Genomic DNA, 15893 nt, shown 5'->3' on the forward strand with positions numbered 1-15893 from the left:
TGGTCGAAAATGGAAGGATGCTCCATGGCCGACGCGCAAGGCACACGACACTGGGACGAGAACCATTCCCGCAGCTTCCTCGACAACGGGCGCTATTTCGTCCCGGAACGCGAACGCCAGATCGAAATCATCGTCGACCTGATCCCGCCGCCCGCGCCGGGCGGCCTGCTGGTCGAGTTGTGCTCCGGCGAGGGATTGCTCAGCCACGCGCTCCTTGAGCGGTTTGCAGACTGCCGGGTCCTGGCGCTCGACGGCTCGGCGGAAATGCTGGAGCAGACGCGAGAAACCTGCCGCGACCAGGCCGGCCGCCTGGCCACGGCCGCGTTCGAGCTGGGGCGGCGCTACTGGCGGACCTTTTCCGAACCGCCGCAGGCGATCGTCTCGTCGCTTGCCATCCACCACCTCGACAGCCACGAGAAGCGGACGCTGTTTGCCGACCTTGCGGCGGCGCTCAGGCCGGGCGGTGTGCTGGTGGTGGCCGACATCGTGCGCCCGCCGAGCGCAAGCGGGCTCGACATCGCGGGGCGGCAATGGGACGAGGCGGTGCGCGCGCGGGCGCTGGCGATCGACGGCGATCTCGCCGCCTTCGCCGAGTTCAACCGCCTCGGCTGGAACTATTTCCGCAACCTCGACGGCGAGCCGATCGACAAGCCGTCCTCGCTGGCCGAGCAGCTTTCCTGGCTTGCGGAAGCGGGCTTCACCGAAGTCGACTGCGTCTGGCTGTTCGCCGGCCACGCCATCTTCAGCGGGCGAAAGCCTTGATGTCGGGGATCGGGCATGATGTCTTCGAAGGTGCGAGGGCCGTGATAGACTTTTAGCCGTCGCGCGGATCGAATTGGTTGACGTCTCCTTGAAGGGTGACATGACGACATTCGAATTCTCCGGCCACAGGCTCGATCTGCACAAGGGCAGGCTGCAGAGGGGCGGGCTCGACGTCGACCTGCGCGCCAAGTCTCTCTCGCTGCTCGTCTATTTGCTGGAGAATGCCGGTCGCGTCATCGGCAAGGACGAACTGGTCAACGCCGTCTGGCCGAACATCGCCGTTTCCGACGATTCCCTCACCCAATGCATGAAGGACATTCGCAAGGCGCTCGGGCCGGATGCTGATGGCCTCATCCGCACCGTGCTGCGGCGCGGCTATGTGATCGACGAGGAACGTGTGCACCGCGTTGGGGATGGCGGCATGGCGGCGGTCGGGAAGGGGGCCGCCGACGACAAACCGTCGATCGCGGTGCTGCCCTTCGAGAACCTGAGCGGCGACCCGGCGCAGGACTATTTCGCCGACGGCATGGTCGACGAGATCATCACGGCGCTGTCGCGCATGCGCTGGCTGTTCGTCATTGCCCGCAATTCGAGTTTCGCCTACAAAGGGCAAGCCGACGGCGTGAAACGGGCCGGAGCCGAACTCGGCGTGCGCTACGTGCTGACCGGCAGCGTTCGCAAGGCCGGCGACCACATCCGCCTCACCGGACAGCTCATCGATCAGTCGTCCGGCAAGACGATCTGGGCCAACCGCTATGACGGAACCATGGCCGACGTTTTCGACCTGCAGGATCGGCTTGCGGAGAGTGTTGTTGGCGCCATCCAGCCCTCCATCCTGTCGGCCGAGATCGAGCGTTCGCGGCGCAAGCGGCCGGAAAGCCTCGCCGCCTACGACTACGTGCTGCGCGCCTTTCCGCTCGTCTGGTCGCTCGAACGGGCTCAGAATGAGCTGGCGGGGACGCTGCTCGACCGGGCGATCGAGATCGAGCCGGATTATCCGCTCGCGCTTTCGCTGCTCGCCTGGTGGCATGAGCAACGCGCCGCCTACAACTGGACCGAGACGCCGGCCGCATCCAAGGAGGAGGGCTTGCGCCTGGCGCAGAAGGCGGCGGCGCTCACCAACGACGATGCGATGGTGCTCGCCGTGCTCGGCGCCGCGCATTCCTTTGCCCGCGACTACGATGTCGCCGATATGCATCTGGCGCGGGCGCGCATGCTCGATCCGAATTCCGCCTGGGCCTGGCTGCGCAGTGCCTGGCTGGATGTCTATCGCGAGCGGCCGGAGGCGGCGATCGAGAAGTTCGAGCATTTCGAACGGCTGAGCCCGCGCGACCCGATGGGCTACATGGCCGAGCTCGGCATCGGCGCCGCCCATTTCATCGCCGCGCGCTACGAGGAAGCATTGGTCATGACGCAGCGCGGGGTCAGCCGGCAGCCTGGTGCCACCTGGGCGCTACGCCAATTGGTGACGACGCTGGTCCATGCCGGCCGTAAGGACGAAGCACGGCGCGCATGCGGCAGGCTGCTAGAAAGCCATCCGGGGCTGACGGTCGCCAAGATCTGGGACCAGCTGCCTTTCGAGGCGGGCACGCGCGAGCGCGTCGCCGCCAGCCTGCGCGAGGCCGGTCTGCCGGACTGATTGGGTGCCGGCTAGGCCCGGGGGCGTCGGCGCCTCAGCTTTCGCGGCGATGGCGGCGATCATCCACGATCCGCGCTAGCACCTCCGTGGGGTCGCGCGCGACGGGCAGCGTGAGCGCGTTTTCGATGTCGAAGGCGGTAAGGCCGATGTCGCGGCGCTCGCATTCGCTCATGCCTGCAAGTGCGGCGAGCTCGCCGCGGGCCTTCCAGAAGCGCGGCAGCCACAACAGCGCCGATACAACAGTGGTGGTGAGCCGGGAATACCGGGAAGGGGAAGAGCGGCGTCGATAATCGGCCGCGGCGCCGATGAAGGAAACGATCGTGGTCATGGCCTTGATCTCCGTCCTCGAACTGTCCTCTGTGACAGCAAGACCGAAGATAATCGGCGCTGGGCCGGAGATCGTGACGCGCCGACGAAACTTCAGGGAAATTGCGGCGAAATCCGCAAGCCGCGTTCGGGGAGGCGCCGCGAGCGCCGATAAGGCAAGGGCCGCGATGCTTCGCCAGAGCAATCTCCCCCTCGAAGGGCGCATTCCGGCTTTCGCCAATCGCGCTTGCCGGCTTCAGTCCCCGGAAGAGGCCTTGCCGCACCCGGCCAGCACCTTGCCGATGGCGGCGGTTGAGCCCGTAAGCGGAAACCTGTTCTCGCCATATTTGTCCGAGGCGACGGCCACTTCGTCCTTGGCGCGCAACAGGGCCAGCAGCGGGTCGGCGCGGTCTATCTGCACGGTGAAGTAATTGTACATCGCCTCGAGTACGAGCGTCTTGGTCACGGCCTTGCCGTCGGCCCGGAACACGAACGAAGCGCTGATGCCGGGTTCCAGCTGCGGACCATTCTCGCCCAGATCATAGCTGAATGTCGGCTTGCCGAAACAGGTGAGCATCAGATGCGCGCCGGCCTTGGGTCCGCCGCACACCGACGCCGTCAGCACGCTGCCGCCCTCGTCTTCCTCCATCTTCGCCGTCCAGCCGCAAGGTGCGGCAAGCGCCGGCTGCGCGATTTGCAGCGCGACCGCCGCGATGACTATCGCCAATCCGCTTCGCATGATCCCCTCCCAGGCCGTGCAGGCATCTGCGGCCACATGGCGATCATACAGAACTGGCATTATTCGCAAAGCAGATTGGCGAAAGCCGAAGCGACAGCCGATCTCCCTCCTCGAGGGGGGAGATCACTTGCTCAGCCGCCTTCGCCAATCACCACCGCCCTCATGGACTTCGCCAGAATACAACCCATATTGAATCCATGGAGCTTTGAGCGTGACCTTCGCGCGGGTGGCCCTTCTTGCCGCGGCCTTCGTCGCCGCTTCTGTCGTTTCTCCCTTCTCATCGGCCGGGAGCGAGGAAGTCGCGCTGAGCGTTGCGATCGACGGCGCCATCGGGCCGGCAAGCACAAGGCAGCTCGAGGAAGCGCTCAACGTCGCCGCCAAGCGGGACGCCGAAGTCCTCATCCTTCAGCTCGATACGCCGGGCGGACTGGTCACCTCGATGCGCGAGATGATCGCCGACATCCTGGCTTCACCGGTCCCCGTCATCGGCTATGTCGCGCCGGCCGGTGGCCATGCGGCGAGTGCCGGCACCTATATCCTGTATGCCACCCATGTGGCGGCGATGGCGCCCGGAACCAATCTGGGTGCAGCGACACCGGTTGAGATGGGCGGGCTGCCGTCGCTGCCGGGCGGCGACAAGGAGAAGGACGACAAGAGCACCGGTCCGGCCGCCGACGCGATGACGACCAAGGTGACCAATGACGCGGTCGCCCTGATCCGCTCGCTCGCCGAACTGCGCGGGCGCAATGGCGACTGGGGCGAAAAGGCCGTGCGCGAAGCGGCGAGCCTGTCGGCCAACGGAGCATTGCAGGAGCACGTCATCGATTTCGTCGCCCGCGACACGACCGAGCTGCTGCAACTGGCGGATGGGCGCACCGTAGAGGCGGCCGGCGCCAAAAGGACACTGGCGACGAAAGGGCTGCCGGTCGAGACGCTGGAGCCCGGCTGGTTCATCCGGCTTCTCTCCGTCATCACCGATCCGAACGTCGCCGTCATCCTGATGCTGGTCGGCATCTACGGCATCGTCTTCGAGTTCACCAGCCCCGGCGCAGTGGCGCCCGGTGTGGTCGGCACGATCTGCCTCGTGCTCGGGCTCTACGCGCTCAATCTCCTGCCGATCAACTATGCCGGCCTTGCCCTGATGCTGCTCGGCATCGCCTTCCTTGCCGTCGAGGCTTTCAACCCCACCGTGGTGCTGGGGCTGGGTGGCGTGAGCGCCTTTCTGCTTGGCGCCGCCATGCTGCTCAAGGTCGAAGGTCCCGGCTTCGAAATGTCATGGGCGGTCATCGGCGCCGCCGCCGCCCTGACGCTTGGCCTGGCGCTGCTCACCGGCAGCTATCTGTGGGCGGCGCGCCGGAGCCTGCCGCGTGTCGGCGGCGAGGCCATGCGCGGACTCCCCGTCGAGATCCTCGACTGGCAGGGCGACGAGGGCCATGTGCTGGCTTTAGGCGAGCGCTGGCGGGCGAGGGCCAACGAGCCCATCGCACCGGGCGACAGCGTCGAGGTGACCGGTGTCAGCGACCTCGTGCTGACGGTGCGGCGCCGCGATGCGGGACAGAATGGAGCAAGACAATGATGGTTGGTTACGTGGCCTACCTGGTACTCGCTCTGGTCGTGGTCATGTTCCTGTCCGCGGCCATCCGCATTCTCAGGGAATATCAGCGGGGCGTGGTCTTCACGCTCGGCCGCTTCACCGGGGTCAAGGGGCCTGGCCTCATCATCCTCGTCCCCTTCATCCAGCAGATCGTGCGGGTCGACCTGCGCGTCGTGGTCCAGGATGTGCCGCCGCAGGATGTCATCTCGCGTGACAATGTTTCGGTGAAGGTCAACGCGGTGCTCTATTTCCGCATCGTCGATGCCGAGCGGGCGATCATCCAGGTCGAGGACTTCATGGCCGCCACCAACCAGCTGGCGCAGACCACGCTGCGCTCTGTGCTCGGCAAGCACGAGCTGGACGAGATGCTGGCCGAGCGCGACAAGCTCAACAACGACGTACAGGAGATCCTCGACCAGCGCACCGATGCCTGGGGTATCAAGGTCTCCAATGTCGAGATCAAGCATGTCGACCTGAACGAAAGCATGGTCCGCGCCATCGCCAAGCAGGCCGAGGCCGAGCGGCTGCGCCGCGCCAAGGTGATCAATGCCGATGGCGAGCAGCAGGCGGCGGCAAAGCTGGTCGAGGCCGGCCGCATGCTGGCCGCCGAACCGCAAGCCATGCAGCTGCGCTATTTCGAAGCCCTGCACGACATCGCCGGCGAACGCTCGTCCACGGTGGTGTTTCCGCTGCCGGTGGATTTGCTCAGCCAGTTTTTGAAGGGGCAGGGTGGGGCAAAGTAGTCAAGATTGGGGAAGGCCAAGACGGCAGCCGATCTCCCCGCAACGGGGAGATCGGCTGCTCCATCACCTCTAGATCAGCTTCTCCAGCGTGATCGGCAAATCCCGCACCCTTTTCCCCGTGGCGTGGAACACCGCATTTGCGATCGCCGGCGCCACCCCGACAATGGCCAGCTCGCCGACGCCCTTGCCGCCGAGCACTGACGAATGCAGGTCGGGGATGCCGACCGAGATCACCTCGATGTCGGGGATGTCGGCATTGGTCGGCACCAGATAGTCGGCAAGGTTGTTGTTGACGATGCGGCCGTGGCGGCGGTCGACGATGCCTTCTTCCAGCAGCGCCTGGCCGATGCCCATGATGATGCCGCCCTTCCACTGGCTTTCGGCCAGCTTCGGATTGTAGAGCCGGCCCGAATCCAGCGCCGACACCACGCGTGACACGCGCACCGTGCCGAAATCCTCGTCGACGCGCACCTCGATGAAATGCGCGCACCAGCTGTGCCGGGAATAGTCGCCATCGGTGTGCGACAGCGGCGTGGCGATGGTGGTGTAGGCCTTGTAGCGATCCTCGGCGGTCGAATTGGCCGGCATGGTATCGCCCTTGGCCTCGATCTGGTCGGCCCCGACGCTGGCCAGCAATTCGGCGATCGAAACCTCCGGTCCGTCGCCGCGCGGCGAGGCGATGCGACCGCCCTTGACCACCAGCGTGTTGGCCTGCAGCGCATGGAAAGGCGAGCGCGGATCGGAGATGGCCAGGCCCACCAGCTGGTCAAGTGCTGCGCCGGCCGCCTTGTGCACGGCGCCGGTCATGATGCCGGCGAGCCGCGAGCCGCCGGTGACGCCGGCGCGCGCAAAGCGCGAATCGCCGAGCTTGACCACGACACTGTCCGCCGGCACGCCGAGCGTCTCGGCAGCCGTCTGCGCCAGGATCGTGTAAGTGCCCTGGCCCATGTCGATCGACGAGCTTTCGACCTCGACCGTACCGTCGGCAAGGATACGCACCAAAGCCTCGCCATAGGCGCGCCGCACCGGATAGGTGCCGGCGGCGACGCCCCAGCCGATCAGCTGGTTGCCGTCGCGCATCGAGCGCGGTTGAGGGCTGCGCTTCGACCAGCCGAAGGCTTCTGCGCCGACCGCGAAGGCCTCGCGTAACTGCCTTGTCGACCAGGCCTTCCTGGCATGCGGATCCTGCTCGGCATAGTTCCTGAGCCGGATTTCCAGCGGATCGATGCCGACCTCGTAGGCGAGCTCGTCGATGGCGCTTTCGATGCCGAAAGCGCTCGGGTTTTCGCCCGGCGCGCGCATCGCGCCTGGCACCACCGAATTCACCCGCACGACATTCTGCTTCGAGGAAAAGTTCGGCGTCGCGTACATGATCGAGGTGACGGAGCCCAGCGGCTCGACCCACATCCCGTCCATCGAGGTTTCGTTGACGCCGCGATGCACGATCGACTGGATTTTTCCGTCGCGGTCGGCGCCGAGCGTCACGGTCTGCCGCGTCGCCGCCCGGCCGCCATAGCCGGTGAAGGTCTGCGGCCGGCTCATGACAAGCCTCACCGGCCGTCCGAGCATCTTTGCGGCACTCGCCGCCACCGCGCCATGTGACAGTGCCAACGCCTTGGAGCCGAAACCGCCGCCAATATAGGGTGAGACCAGCCGCACATTTTCGAACGGGATGGCGAACCATTCGGCATAGGTGCGCGCCATGCCGTCCAGCCACTGGCTTGGCTCCCAGACGGTCAGCCGGTCACCTTGCCAGGCGGCGATCAGCCCATGCGGCTCCATCGGCGCCTGGTATTCGCGCGGCGTGTTGTAGGCGGCGCAGATGCGGACGGGTGCCGCCGCGAAGGCCGCTTCGGCCTCGCCCCATTCCTTGGTCATCATGTCGATCGGAATGCCGTCGCCGGCCATGGCGTCGCTGAGGTCGGCCACGGCCGGTGCTTCGTCATAGCTGACCTTGACCAATGCCGCCGCCGCAACCGCCTGCTCGAAGCTTTCGGCGACCACCGCCGCGACATGCTGGCCGCTGAACGAAATGTCGCGCCCCAGCGGGCAATAGGGCACATCCGGCGGCGGCGTGCCGAACCAGTCCGATGCCGTCTTCAGCGGCGGGATGATGTCCGGCGTCAGCACCAGAAGCACGCCGGGCATGCTTTCCGCCGCTGCCGTGTCGATCGCGCGCACCTTGCCGGCGGGAATTGTGCTTTCGACCAGCACGGCATGCACCAGCCCTTCAAGCTGCTGCTCGACCGCGTATTTTGCCGCACCGGTGATCTTGGCCGGGCCGTCGACGCGCGACAGCCGCCCGCCGACCTGATCGGCGCTGCCGTCCGAAGCGTCGCCGTGCCGGGTTCTGAGGTCGTGAATGGTCATGCCATGGCTCCCGTCTTGAGGATGGCGCGGGCGACGACGCGCGGCGCGAGTTCGATCTTGTAGTGGTTGGCGCCATGGTCGACGGCGCCCTCGACGGCGAGCAGGCTGGCGCGGCGGACCGCGTCTTCCGCCAGCGCCTTGCCTTTGAGCGCTTCTTCCACGGCCCGCGCCCGCCACGGTTTTGTGGCGACGCCGCCGAGTGCGACGCGCAGATCCTTGATGGTGCGGCCGTCAGCCTCGAAATCGATGCCGACGGCGGCGCTGGCCGCGGCGAACTCGTAGGACTGGCGGTCGCGGACCTTCAGATAGGTCGAACGCCGCGCGGCGGCGGATGCCGGAATGCTGATCGCGGTGATCATCTCGCCGGGGTGGATCGTGTGTTCCTTGTCGGGGGTGCTGCCCGGCAGGAGAAAAAAGTCGTCGACGGAGAGCTGGCGCTCGCCGAGATGGACGGTCGCGTCCAAGGCGACGAGGGCCACCGCGAGATCGCCGGGATACATGGCGATGCAGGCCTCGCTGGTGCCGAGCACGGCATGGCCGCGGGTGACGCCGCCGATCGCCGAGCAGCCGCTGCCCGGCTCTCGCTTGTTGCAGGCGGAAAAATTGGCCGGGTCGCGGAAATAGGGGCAGCGCGTGCGCTGCATCAGATTGCCGCCGATGCTCGCCATGTTGCGGATCTGCGCCGAAGCCGCTTGCCACAGCGCCTCCGAGACGGCCGGGAAGCGGCTCTTGATGCCGTCATGGCCGGCGACCTGGCTCATTTTTGCCAGCGCGCCCAGCCTGGCGCCGTACTCGTCGACCTCGATCGCATCCAGTCCCTTGAGGTGGCTGATGTCGACCAGCGTATCGGGCTCGGCGACGCCGCACTTGGCGAGGTCGATCAGCGTCGTGCCGCCGGCAAGCAGCATGGCGCCAGGCAGGGCGGCCGCTTCACGTACGGCGTCGGGCGAGGTGGCGCGAAGATAGGAAAAATCCCTCATGACTGGACCTCCATAGCTGCCTGGCGAACGGCGGCGACGATGTGCGGATAGGCGCCGCAGCGGCAGAGATTGCCAGCCATGTATTCGCGGATTTCCTCGTCCGAGCCGGCATGGCCCTCGCGGATGCAGGCCACCGCCGACATGATCTGGCCCGGCGTGCAATAGCCGCACTGGAAGGCGTCCTGTTCAAGGAAAGCGGCCTGCACGGCGGAGAGCGTGCCGTCTTCCGCCGCGAGCCCTTCGATGGTGGTGATCGCACGGCCTTCGACTTGTGCGGCAAGGGTGAGGCAGGCGAGCACGCGCTCGCCGTCGACATGCACGGTGCAGGCGCCGCACTGGCCCTGGTCGCAGCCCTTCTTGGTGCCGGTCAGGTCGAGGCGGTCGCGCAGCGCATCGAGCAGGGTGACGCGCGGCTCGACTTCCAGCGAATGATCATGGCCGTTGATGGTGAGGTGGATGGGAATGGTGGTTTGGCTTGTCATGAGGCGTCTGGCTCCAGTTGCTTGACGCTAGGGGAATGATCTGGTGCCCTACCGGGGGGACGGCAAGGGCGTCAGATGGCTAGGGGCGACTGCAATTGCTGGCAGCCGGCAGAGGTTGGCGATTGGCGAAAGCGGCGGAGAGCCAATCTCCCCCCTTGTGGGGGAGATGCCCGGCGGGGCAGAGGGGGCGCTGTCCCGCCGACCTATCATCCGATGGCGTGCCGCTCTCTGGTTAGGTTCCCGGCGCTCGAAGGGTTTGACGGAAGGCCAGCGATCCTTCGCGCCCCTCTCTGTCCTGCCGGACATCTCCCCCACGAGGGGGGAGATTGGCAAATCCTCGACCTTCGCCACTCTCCAGCGGGCAGAGGAAGTTCTGGCCTTCAACGTCTCAGCACGTGACATACCGGTTCCCCTGATTATATGATAAAGGTGCTCCACTAAAACGGAGGCGCCTCCGTTTATTACGTGGGGGCTGACCCGCCTGGGTTCAAGCCCCGAATTGCATGTGGAGACAAAATTGGCTTTAGAGCCGCCAGAAACCGCCGAGGACAAGGCACCCGCCGCAGCGCAAAAGCCGCTGCGTGCCGATGCGCAGCGCAACCGCGACCGGCTGGTCGAGGTGGCGGCGGCCGCCTTTGCCCAAAATGGCGTCGATGCCTCGCTGGAGGAGATCGCCCGCCAGGCCGGCGTCGGCATCGGCACGCTCTACCGGCATTTTCCGACCCGCGAGCATCTGGTCGAAATCGTCTACCGCCGCGAGGTGGAGGGGCTCTGCCATGCCGCCGACGAGCTTGCGCTTCACCATCCGCCCGATGTCGCGCTCGAACAATGGATGCAGCGCTTCGTCGACTACATCGCCACCAAGCGCGGGCTCTCGACCAGCCTGCGCATCCTGCTCACCACCAACTCGACCCTGTTCTCCGACATGTCGGGCCGGGTCTCGCTCGCCCTGCGCCGGCTGGTCGAAGCGGCGGTCGCCGACGGCTCGATCCGCGGGGACGTCGACGCCTCCGACGTGCTGCACGCGCTGGGTGGCATCTATTCCGCCCCCGACACCAAGGATTGGCGCGACCGCTCGCGCCGTCTGGTCAAGCTCTTGATGGATGGACTGAGGTTCGGGGCGAAAGGGAGAGGTATCGAGCCTGCCTGACATTCGGGCGGTGAGCGCCTCGATCCGCCTATCGTCCCAGCGGCTGCCTTGACAACGAGACAAGTTCCGCCTCGTCGAGGATGCCGGCCATGTAGTTGGCAAGAATGCGCGACGCCAGCCCCTCGAGACGATCGGGCGCATCGCTTTCGAGTTTCAGCCGTTCGAAGACCCTCGCCAGCAAAGCCAATTCGGACGGATCGAAAATACCGGCTTCCTGAGCTTTTCGGCGAATCGCCATGACGCCTCCCAAGCGGACGTTTTCGCAACGATATTGCAGCGCGCGCCCGGTGGAAACGTCGGGTGCGTGGTTAAGAAAACATTAGCCATGCAAAAAGTTCCGCTGCGGTCGAAATGGAAGGCACTGAGGGAGCAGCGGCCTTCCGGCGGCGGTCCCGCCGCACTTTCCGTTGATGGTGACTGGCCTTGGCGGCCGCAGTGCCTAGATAAGGCCTGCGCTGGGCGGTTGCAGAAGGACCTGATGATGCCTGAACAGATGACCCTGAATAAGCCTGACCTGATTACGCTGAATGACGGCTTCGCCATTCCCCAACTCGGCCTCGGCGTGTGGCAGGTCGATCCGTCCGTCACCGCCGAGGTGGTGGGCTGGGGGATCGAGGCCGGCTACAGGCTGATCGACACCGCCGAAGGTTACCAGAACGAGGAAGGGGTCGGGCAGGCGATCCGCAAGACTGGCGTGCCGAGAGGCGAGCTGTTCATCACCTCGAAGCTGCGCAATGGCGCGCATCAGCGCGACGCGGCGTTGCGTGCTTTCGACGAGACAATGGAGAAGCTCGGCATCGAGCAGCTCGACCTGTTCCTGATCCACTGGCCGGTGCCCAGCCAGGGCAAATATGTCGAGGCCTGGAAGACGTTGGTCGAACTCAGGCGAGCCGGCCGGGTCAAATCGATCGGCGTTTCGAATTTCAACCAGGACCATCTGGAACGCATCATCGGCGAGACCGGAGTGACCCCGGTCGTCAACCAGATCGAGCTGCATCCCCGCTTCCAGCAGGGCGACGCCAGGGATTTTCACGCCAGGCGCAACATCCGCATCGAAAGCTGGAGCCCGCTGGGCAGCGGCCGGCTGTTGAGCGATCCGACGCTGACGGGCATTGCCAGGAAGCATGGCAAGTCGGTGGCGCAAATCATCATCCGGTGGCACCTTCAGGAAGGGCTGATCGTCATTCCGAAGTCGAACCACCAGGACCGCATCGCCGCCAATTTCGATGTCTTCGATTTCGAGCTGGACGCGAAAGACCTCGAGACAATCGGCGGCATGGATTCACCTGACGGCCGCAACGGGGCGAATCCAGCGACGGCCGCGTTTTTGTTCTGAGCTGCACTCTCCCTTCTCCCCTTGTGGGGGGGAGATCATCCGCCGTCGACTTTGAAGAACTGAAGCACGCCGGGCAGGCCGCTGGCTTCCATCTCACCGTGCTCCTCGAATGTCAGGCCGGAGCCGACCACGAGATCGCGCACGGTTCGCGACGCGATGATCTCGCCCGGCCGCGCATGGTCGAGCAGCTGCGATGACAGGTCGATCGCGATGCCGGAAAAATCATCGCCTCGCTCCTCGCATTCGCCGGTGTGGATTGCGGCGCGGACGTCGAGACCGGATTGCCTCAGGCGATGACGGATCGCGATCGCGCACTGGATCGACCGCGTCGGCCGCTGGAACACGGCGAGAAATCCGCTTGCGGAGCGCCTGATCTGCCTGCCTTCGGTAACCAGCAGTTCGGCCAGAATATCCTCGGCATGCCGCTCGATCGGATCCGCGCCGGCACCCTCGATCGCCACGGACAGCACCGACACCAGGATCCGTTCGCCCGGCGCCGCCGGCAAGGCGCCGGTGACGAAAGCCTGGATCTCGTCGACGAGGCGATCGGAATTCTCGCCCCAAATGACGTGGTCCCGGCCGGCAAGCTCGACATACCTGGCGCCCTCGATATGCGTCGCCAGGTAGCGTCCTTCTTCCCGCTTTACCCAGCGGTCGCCCGTCGTCTGCACGATCAGCGTCGGAACATGGATGGCAGGCAGAATGTCGCGAACGTCGATTTCGGTCCCCCAGCGCCAGAGCGCGATCGCGTCGGCGGGCGAGGCCGAATTCCTGAGATAGGCGGCGAACCATTCCCTCTCGAACGTGTCGCTCATCAGGCTGGGTGCCGCGTTGCTCATATCCGCCGCCGCTCCCCAGTCTCTCTCGACGACGGCCAGATCTTCTTCCACCTGCTCGCTTGTCTTCGCCCAAGGATAGTCTTTCGACCATCTGCCGCTGGCATAGGCTCCGTTGAGCACGAGAGCCGCCGTGCGCTCGGGATAGGTCGCCGCGAACAGCATGCACATCGGGCCGCCCTCGGAGCTGCCGAACAGAACCGTGCGCTTCGAACCGACCGCATCGAGCACCGCCCGCACGTCTTCGATCCGCTCTTCCAGCGCCGGCAGACCGACATTGCGGTCGGACAGCCCGGTGCCGCGCTTGTCCATGCCGATTAGGCGCGAGAAGGTGCCGAGACGCTGCAGCACATGCGAAAGCCGCGGTGATTGCCAGGCATGGTCGAGGTTGGAGACCCATCCCGGCACATAGATCATGTCGATCGGCCCGTCGCCGGTCACCTGATAAGCGATGTTGATCCCGGCCGATTTGACATAGTGGGTCGGCGGGCGCGAGGGATCGCCGCCGAACGAGCGCTCGCCGGCATGGGCTGGCGACGGTGGCAGCGGCGCCGAGGCGGCCATCCGGGAGGTAGCTTGCGGCGTCATGCGGCGCGTGCGCAGCTCTTCGTGGAGGTGCCGGGTTTCCGGCTCGGGCTGGAGCTTGAGTTCGCGCTGCAGCGCATCGCGGCAATGCTCATATTGCTTCAGCGCGAGGTTGATCCGGCCCTGGGCCGCATAGGCGCGCATCAGGGCGCGGTGGATGTCCTCTCTCAGCGGCTCCATGGCGAGAAGCCGTGTTGCGGCGCGTACGCATGAGGCAGGATCGTTGGTCGCGGAGTAATGCGCGACGAGCCTGTCCAGCGCCGCGACGGCCATAGCCCGCAGGCGCTCGCGTTCGATCCGCAGCCAGTCCTCAAAAGGCTCCGCCTTCAGGCCGAAGCCGTCGAGCAGGTCGCCGCGGTAGACGAGAAGCGCCTGTTCGAGGTCTTCAAGCGCCGGACGGGCGGCCAGCGCCTCGAACCGCGCGACGTCGAAATCAAGGCCATCGAGATGGAGGGCGACATTGTCGCCGTCCGTCATGAAGCGCCCGCCGGATGCGTGCATGGCCTTCCTGACGGAAGACACTGCCTGCCTGAGGCTCATTCGGGCCTGGGTCTCGCTGTTGACGCCCCAGAGCAGGGTCGCGAGCTTCTCGCGTGATTGCGAATGCCCGGATTGCAGCGCGAGGTAAGCCACCATGGCGCGCGCCTTGCGGCTGAAGACCGGGACCGCGGCCCCGACACCGGCAAAGTCGAAACCACCCAGCAGATGAAGATGAGGCCCCGTCATTGGATTCCGCCCCAGCCATGGCTCGGCGGCAATTCTTTCGTGTAGCGGCCTTTTATTCAACCGCGATCTGCCCGCAGCGCTGTTTTTCACGATTCCATCACGCTGGCTTCACCGCCTTCATCACGGCCGCAGACGACAGTTGGTCGATACGATCAGCCAAGGAGCGATGCCATGCTGCCCCCGAACACAGTCGAATGGCCCATCTGGCATGGCGATCTCCGCCGGAACGAGTATTGGCGTCACGAGCCCCTGCCACAACGCCACGACATCGAACTTGCGCGCTATGTTGAAAAACAACGGGCCTGCCGGGAAACGAGACCCGCCGGGATCGATCTCACGGAAACCGCAAGCCGCCTGCGGGCGCTTGCAGCGCGGATCGGAAGCATCCTCTTCCCGCGCCGCGGACGCAGCGCTTCGTCGACGGCATCGCCACCAGGCGCGGGCATGGATCCCGCACCCGACAGGACTGGCGCGACCGCTCGCGCCGTCTGGTCAAGCCGCTGATGGATGGACTGCGGTTCGGACCGGGGAAGGGGTGAGGCGGTTGAGCTGGGCTCACCCTTCTCCACAAGGGGAGAAGGCGAGGCCGCAGCAGTCCGGGCCATCAAATGAATGGCCAGTACCCTGCTAGTTAGGATCGCCGGACCTCGAACCCCCGTGGGACCCGCCGCCGGAGTTGTCGGAGTGACCTCGTTCGACCTTCCGGGCTTGACCGGGAGGGCCGCGGTGGATGTGGTTCTTGTCCCCCCATCCATTGCCCGGACGCGATCCACCATTGCCAGGACGCGATCCGCCTGATTTGGCGATCGCCGCCGAGCTCAGGCTTGTGCCGAGCAGGAGCGTTACGGACGGCGGTGTCACTGCCGCGAAGCGTCCGGCCTTCTTGAGAAAATCGCGGCGCGCCTGAGCTTCTGAAACTAGACTCTCGGGCTCCGAACGTTTTGGGCTTTCCGTTGCCATGTTAAAACCCTCATTTTCAACACGTTTACTTTAGCGTTTCTGTATAAGGGCACTAGCTCTCCAAAAGGCTTAGATTTCGCGACAATTAAAGAGGATGCGGGCGAAAGCCGGGCGCTGAGGCATGGCGCGCGTTCATTGCGCCAAAGTCGATATCCTTTGGCGCGCAACGCCAAATACCGGCGCAACCGCTCTCGCCGGCCGGCGTCGCTGCAAATCGTGCAAACTTTGAAGAAGCCGGAAGCGGCTACCCCTCCTCTTCCACCAGGATCACCAGCGACTCCGGCACCACGCCATCGAATTCCATCGCGTCGGCGGCTGCCTTGCTCTGCATCATCGCCGCCATGGCATCCATGTCCGGAACGTCCATCATCACCGCCACCCGCTTCGGGTTTTGCGGATCGACGAAGGTCCGGATGTTGGTGATCCCGAGCGTGCCGAACAGCTCCTTGCGCTTCGGCGATGTGAGCCAGTGCTGGGTGTCTTTTGTGATGTTGTGATGGCCGATAATTGTTGGCATTGGCATCCTCCCGTGGTGACGCCGGCGGGTCGAAATCGCCCGGCTTGCTGCGATCTACCTACTCAAGCCATTGAGCGCCCTTTCCAATGAATCGTCAATTGGGCCCTGGTCGGCGAAGGGCGGCAAGGAGCGGGAACGGATTTCTAAGTCTTTGATGCTATTCACACC

The 15893-nt window shown here is 65.3% G+C and carries 15 protein-coding genes; 6 read left to right on the forward strand and 9 right to left on the reverse strand.

Translation table 11 applies throughout. The annotated features are described in order from the left end of the window. Positions 1-24 precede the first annotated feature (24 nt). Together ACSQ3Z_RS25995 and ACSQ3Z_RS26000 are read left to right on the forward strand one after the other, a co-directional pair. Entirely contained in the window at positions 25-762 is a 738-nt protein-coding gene (locus tag ACSQ3Z_RS25995) for a class I SAM-dependent methyltransferase (RefSeq protein ID WP_436174161.1), read from the forward strand. Between the two features lie 100 nt (positions 763-862). Beyond that, entirely contained in the window at positions 863-2401 is a 1539-nt protein-coding gene (locus ACSQ3Z_RS26000) for a winged helix-turn-helix domain-containing tetratricopeptide repeat protein (protein ID WP_436174162.1), read from the forward strand. A 34-nt stretch (positions 2402-2435) separates the two neighbouring features. Here ACSQ3Z_RS26000 and ACSQ3Z_RS26005 read toward each other — a convergent pair whose 3' ends face one another. Continuing rightward, entirely contained in the window at positions 2436-2729 is a 294-nt protein-coding gene (locus ACSQ3Z_RS26005) for a hypothetical protein (RefSeq protein ID WP_436174163.1), read from the reverse strand. A 234-nt stretch (positions 2730-2963) separates the two neighbouring features. Continuing rightward, positions 2964-3446 (reverse strand): hypothetical protein, encoded by a 483-nt coding sequence (locus ACSQ3Z_RS26010; RefSeq protein WP_436174164.1) that lies wholly within the window; start codon positions 3444-3446, stop codon positions 2964-2966. 211 nt (positions 3447-3657) lie between these two features. Between ACSQ3Z_RS26010 and ACSQ3Z_RS26015 the strand changes: the two genes are divergently transcribed. Together ACSQ3Z_RS26015 and ACSQ3Z_RS26020 are read left to right on the forward strand one after the other, a co-directional pair. Beyond that, positions 3658-5022, forward strand: coding sequence for an NfeD family protein (locus ACSQ3Z_RS26015; protein WP_436174165.1), 1365 nt, complete (start codon positions 3658-3660; stop codon positions 5020-5022). Next, complete coding sequence (locus tag ACSQ3Z_RS26020) at positions 5019-5783, forward strand: slipin family protein (RefSeq protein ID WP_436174166.1); 765 nt, start codon at positions 5019-5021, stop codon at positions 5781-5783. Before ACSQ3Z_RS26015 ends, ACSQ3Z_RS26020 begins: the two co-directional genes overlap by 4 nt. A 69-nt stretch (positions 5784-5852) precedes the next feature. Here the strand turns inward: ACSQ3Z_RS26020 and ACSQ3Z_RS26025 are convergent, their stop codons facing one another. Genes ACSQ3Z_RS26025 through ACSQ3Z_RS26035 form a run of 3 tightly spaced genes read right to left on the reverse strand, consistent with a single transcriptional unit; the run spans position 5853 to position 9615 of the window. Continuing rightward, on the reverse strand, positions 5853-8153 hold the full coding sequence (locus tag ACSQ3Z_RS26025) for a xanthine dehydrogenase family protein molybdopterin-binding subunit (RefSeq protein ID WP_436174167.1): 2301 nt from the start codon (positions 8151-8153) through the stop codon (positions 5853-5855). Continuing rightward, positions 8150-9133, reverse strand: a complete 984-nt coding sequence (locus ACSQ3Z_RS26030; RefSeq protein ID WP_436174168.1) for an FAD binding domain-containing protein — start codon at positions 9131-9133, stop codon at positions 8150-8152. The genes ACSQ3Z_RS26025 and ACSQ3Z_RS26030 overlap by 4 nt, the downstream gene beginning before the upstream one ends. After that, on the reverse strand, positions 9130-9615 hold the full coding sequence (locus ACSQ3Z_RS26035; protein WP_436174169.1) for a (2Fe-2S)-binding protein: 486 nt from the start codon (positions 9613-9615) through the stop codon (positions 9130-9132). Before ACSQ3Z_RS26035 ends, ACSQ3Z_RS26030 begins: the two co-directional genes overlap by 4 nt. 517 nt (positions 9616-10132) lie before the next feature. Here ACSQ3Z_RS26035 and ACSQ3Z_RS26040 point away from each other — a divergent pair. Further along, positions 10133-10765, forward strand: a complete 633-nt coding sequence (locus ACSQ3Z_RS26040) for a TetR/AcrR family transcriptional regulator (protein ID WP_436174170.1) — start codon at positions 10133-10135, stop codon at positions 10763-10765. Positions 10766-10793: 28 nt separating this feature from the next. Here ACSQ3Z_RS26040 and ACSQ3Z_RS26045 read toward each other — a convergent pair whose 3' ends face one another. After that, positions 10794-11003 carry a hypothetical protein gene (locus ACSQ3Z_RS26045; protein WP_436174171.1) on the reverse strand — a complete coding sequence of 70 codons (210 nt, stop codon included), beginning with the start codon at positions 11001-11003 and terminating at the stop codon, positions 10794-10796. A 243-nt stretch (positions 11004-11246) separates the two neighbouring features. On the opposite strand from ACSQ3Z_RS26045, the gene ACSQ3Z_RS26050 reads away from it, so the two are divergent. Continuing rightward, entirely contained in the window at positions 11247-12101 is an 855-nt protein-coding gene (locus tag ACSQ3Z_RS26050) for an aldo/keto reductase (RefSeq protein WP_436175143.1), read from the forward strand. Positions 12102-12136: 35 nt separating this feature from the next. On the opposite strand, the gene ACSQ3Z_RS26055 is transcribed toward ACSQ3Z_RS26050, so the two are convergent. The 3 genes from ACSQ3Z_RS26055 to ACSQ3Z_RS26065 form a co-directional block, all read right to left on the reverse strand. Further along, positions 12137-14248, reverse strand: coding sequence for an alpha/beta fold hydrolase (locus ACSQ3Z_RS26055; RefSeq protein WP_436174172.1), 2112 nt, complete (start codon positions 14246-14248; stop codon positions 12137-12139). A 627-nt stretch (positions 14249-14875) separates the two neighbouring features. Next, complete coding sequence (locus ACSQ3Z_RS26060) at positions 14876-15208, reverse strand: hypothetical protein (protein WP_436174173.1); 333 nt, start codon at positions 15206-15208, stop codon at positions 14876-14878. 244 nt (positions 15209-15452) lie between these two features. Continuing rightward, positions 15453-15725, reverse strand: coding sequence for a hypothetical protein (locus ACSQ3Z_RS26065; RefSeq protein ID WP_436174174.1), 273 nt, complete (start codon positions 15723-15725; stop codon positions 15453-15455). Positions 15726-15893 lie beyond the last annotated feature (168 nt).

It is taken from the genome of Mesorhizobium sp. LjNodule214, assembly GCF_964252735.1.
GTDB lineage: Bacteria > Pseudomonadota > Alphaproteobacteria > Rhizobiales > Rhizobiaceae > Mesorhizobium.

Bases quoted from the DNA above. Each gene is read 5' to 3' on its own strand.
- ACSQ3Z_RS26050 (WP_436175143.1), top strand. From the start codon at position 11,247: ATGCCTGAACAGATGACCCTGAATAAGCCTGACCTGATTACGCTGAAT.
- ACSQ3Z_RS26010 (WP_436174164.1), bottom strand. From the start codon at position 3,446: ATGCGAAGCGGATTGGCGATAGTCATCGCGGCGGTCGCGCTGCAAATC.
- ACSQ3Z_RS25995 (WP_436174161.1), top strand. From the start codon at position 25: ATGGCCGACGCGCAAGGCACACGACACTGGGACGAGAACCATTCCCGC.
- ACSQ3Z_RS26060 (WP_436174173.1), bottom strand. From the start codon at position 15,208: ATGGCAACGGAAAGCCCAAAACGTTCGGAGCCCGAGAGTCTAGTTTCA.
- ACSQ3Z_RS26030 (WP_436174168.1), bottom strand. From the start codon at position 9,133: ATGAGGGATTTTTCCTATCTTCGCGCCACCTCGCCCGACGCCGTACGT.
- ACSQ3Z_RS26000 (WP_436174162.1), top strand. From the start codon at position 863: ATGACGACATTCGAATTCTCCGGCCACAGGCTCGATCTGCACAAGGGC.
- ACSQ3Z_RS26065 (WP_436174174.1), bottom strand. From the start codon at position 15,725: ATGCCAACAATTATCGGCCATCACAACATCACAAAAGACACCCAGCAC.
- ACSQ3Z_RS26020 (WP_436174166.1), top strand. From the start codon at position 5,019: ATGATGGTTGGTTACGTGGCCTACCTGGTACTCGCTCTGGTCGTGGTC.
- ACSQ3Z_RS26055 (WP_436174172.1), bottom strand. From the start codon at position 14,248: ATGACGGGGCCTCATCTTCATCTGCTGGGTGGTTTCGACTTTGCCGGT.
- ACSQ3Z_RS26025 (WP_436174167.1), bottom strand. From the start codon at position 8,153: ATGACCATTCACGACCTCAGAACCCGGCACGGCGACGCTTCGGACGGC.
- ACSQ3Z_RS26005 (WP_436174163.1), bottom strand. From the start codon at position 2,729: ATGACCACGATCGTTTCCTTCATCGGCGCCGCGGCCGATTATCGACGC.
- ACSQ3Z_RS26045 (WP_436174171.1), bottom strand. From the start codon at position 11,003: ATGGCGATTCGCCGAAAAGCTCAGGAAGCCGGTATTTTCGATCCGTCC.
- ACSQ3Z_RS26035 (WP_436174169.1), bottom strand. From the start codon at position 9,615: ATGACAAGCCAAACCACCATTCCCATCCACCTCACCATCAACGGCCAT.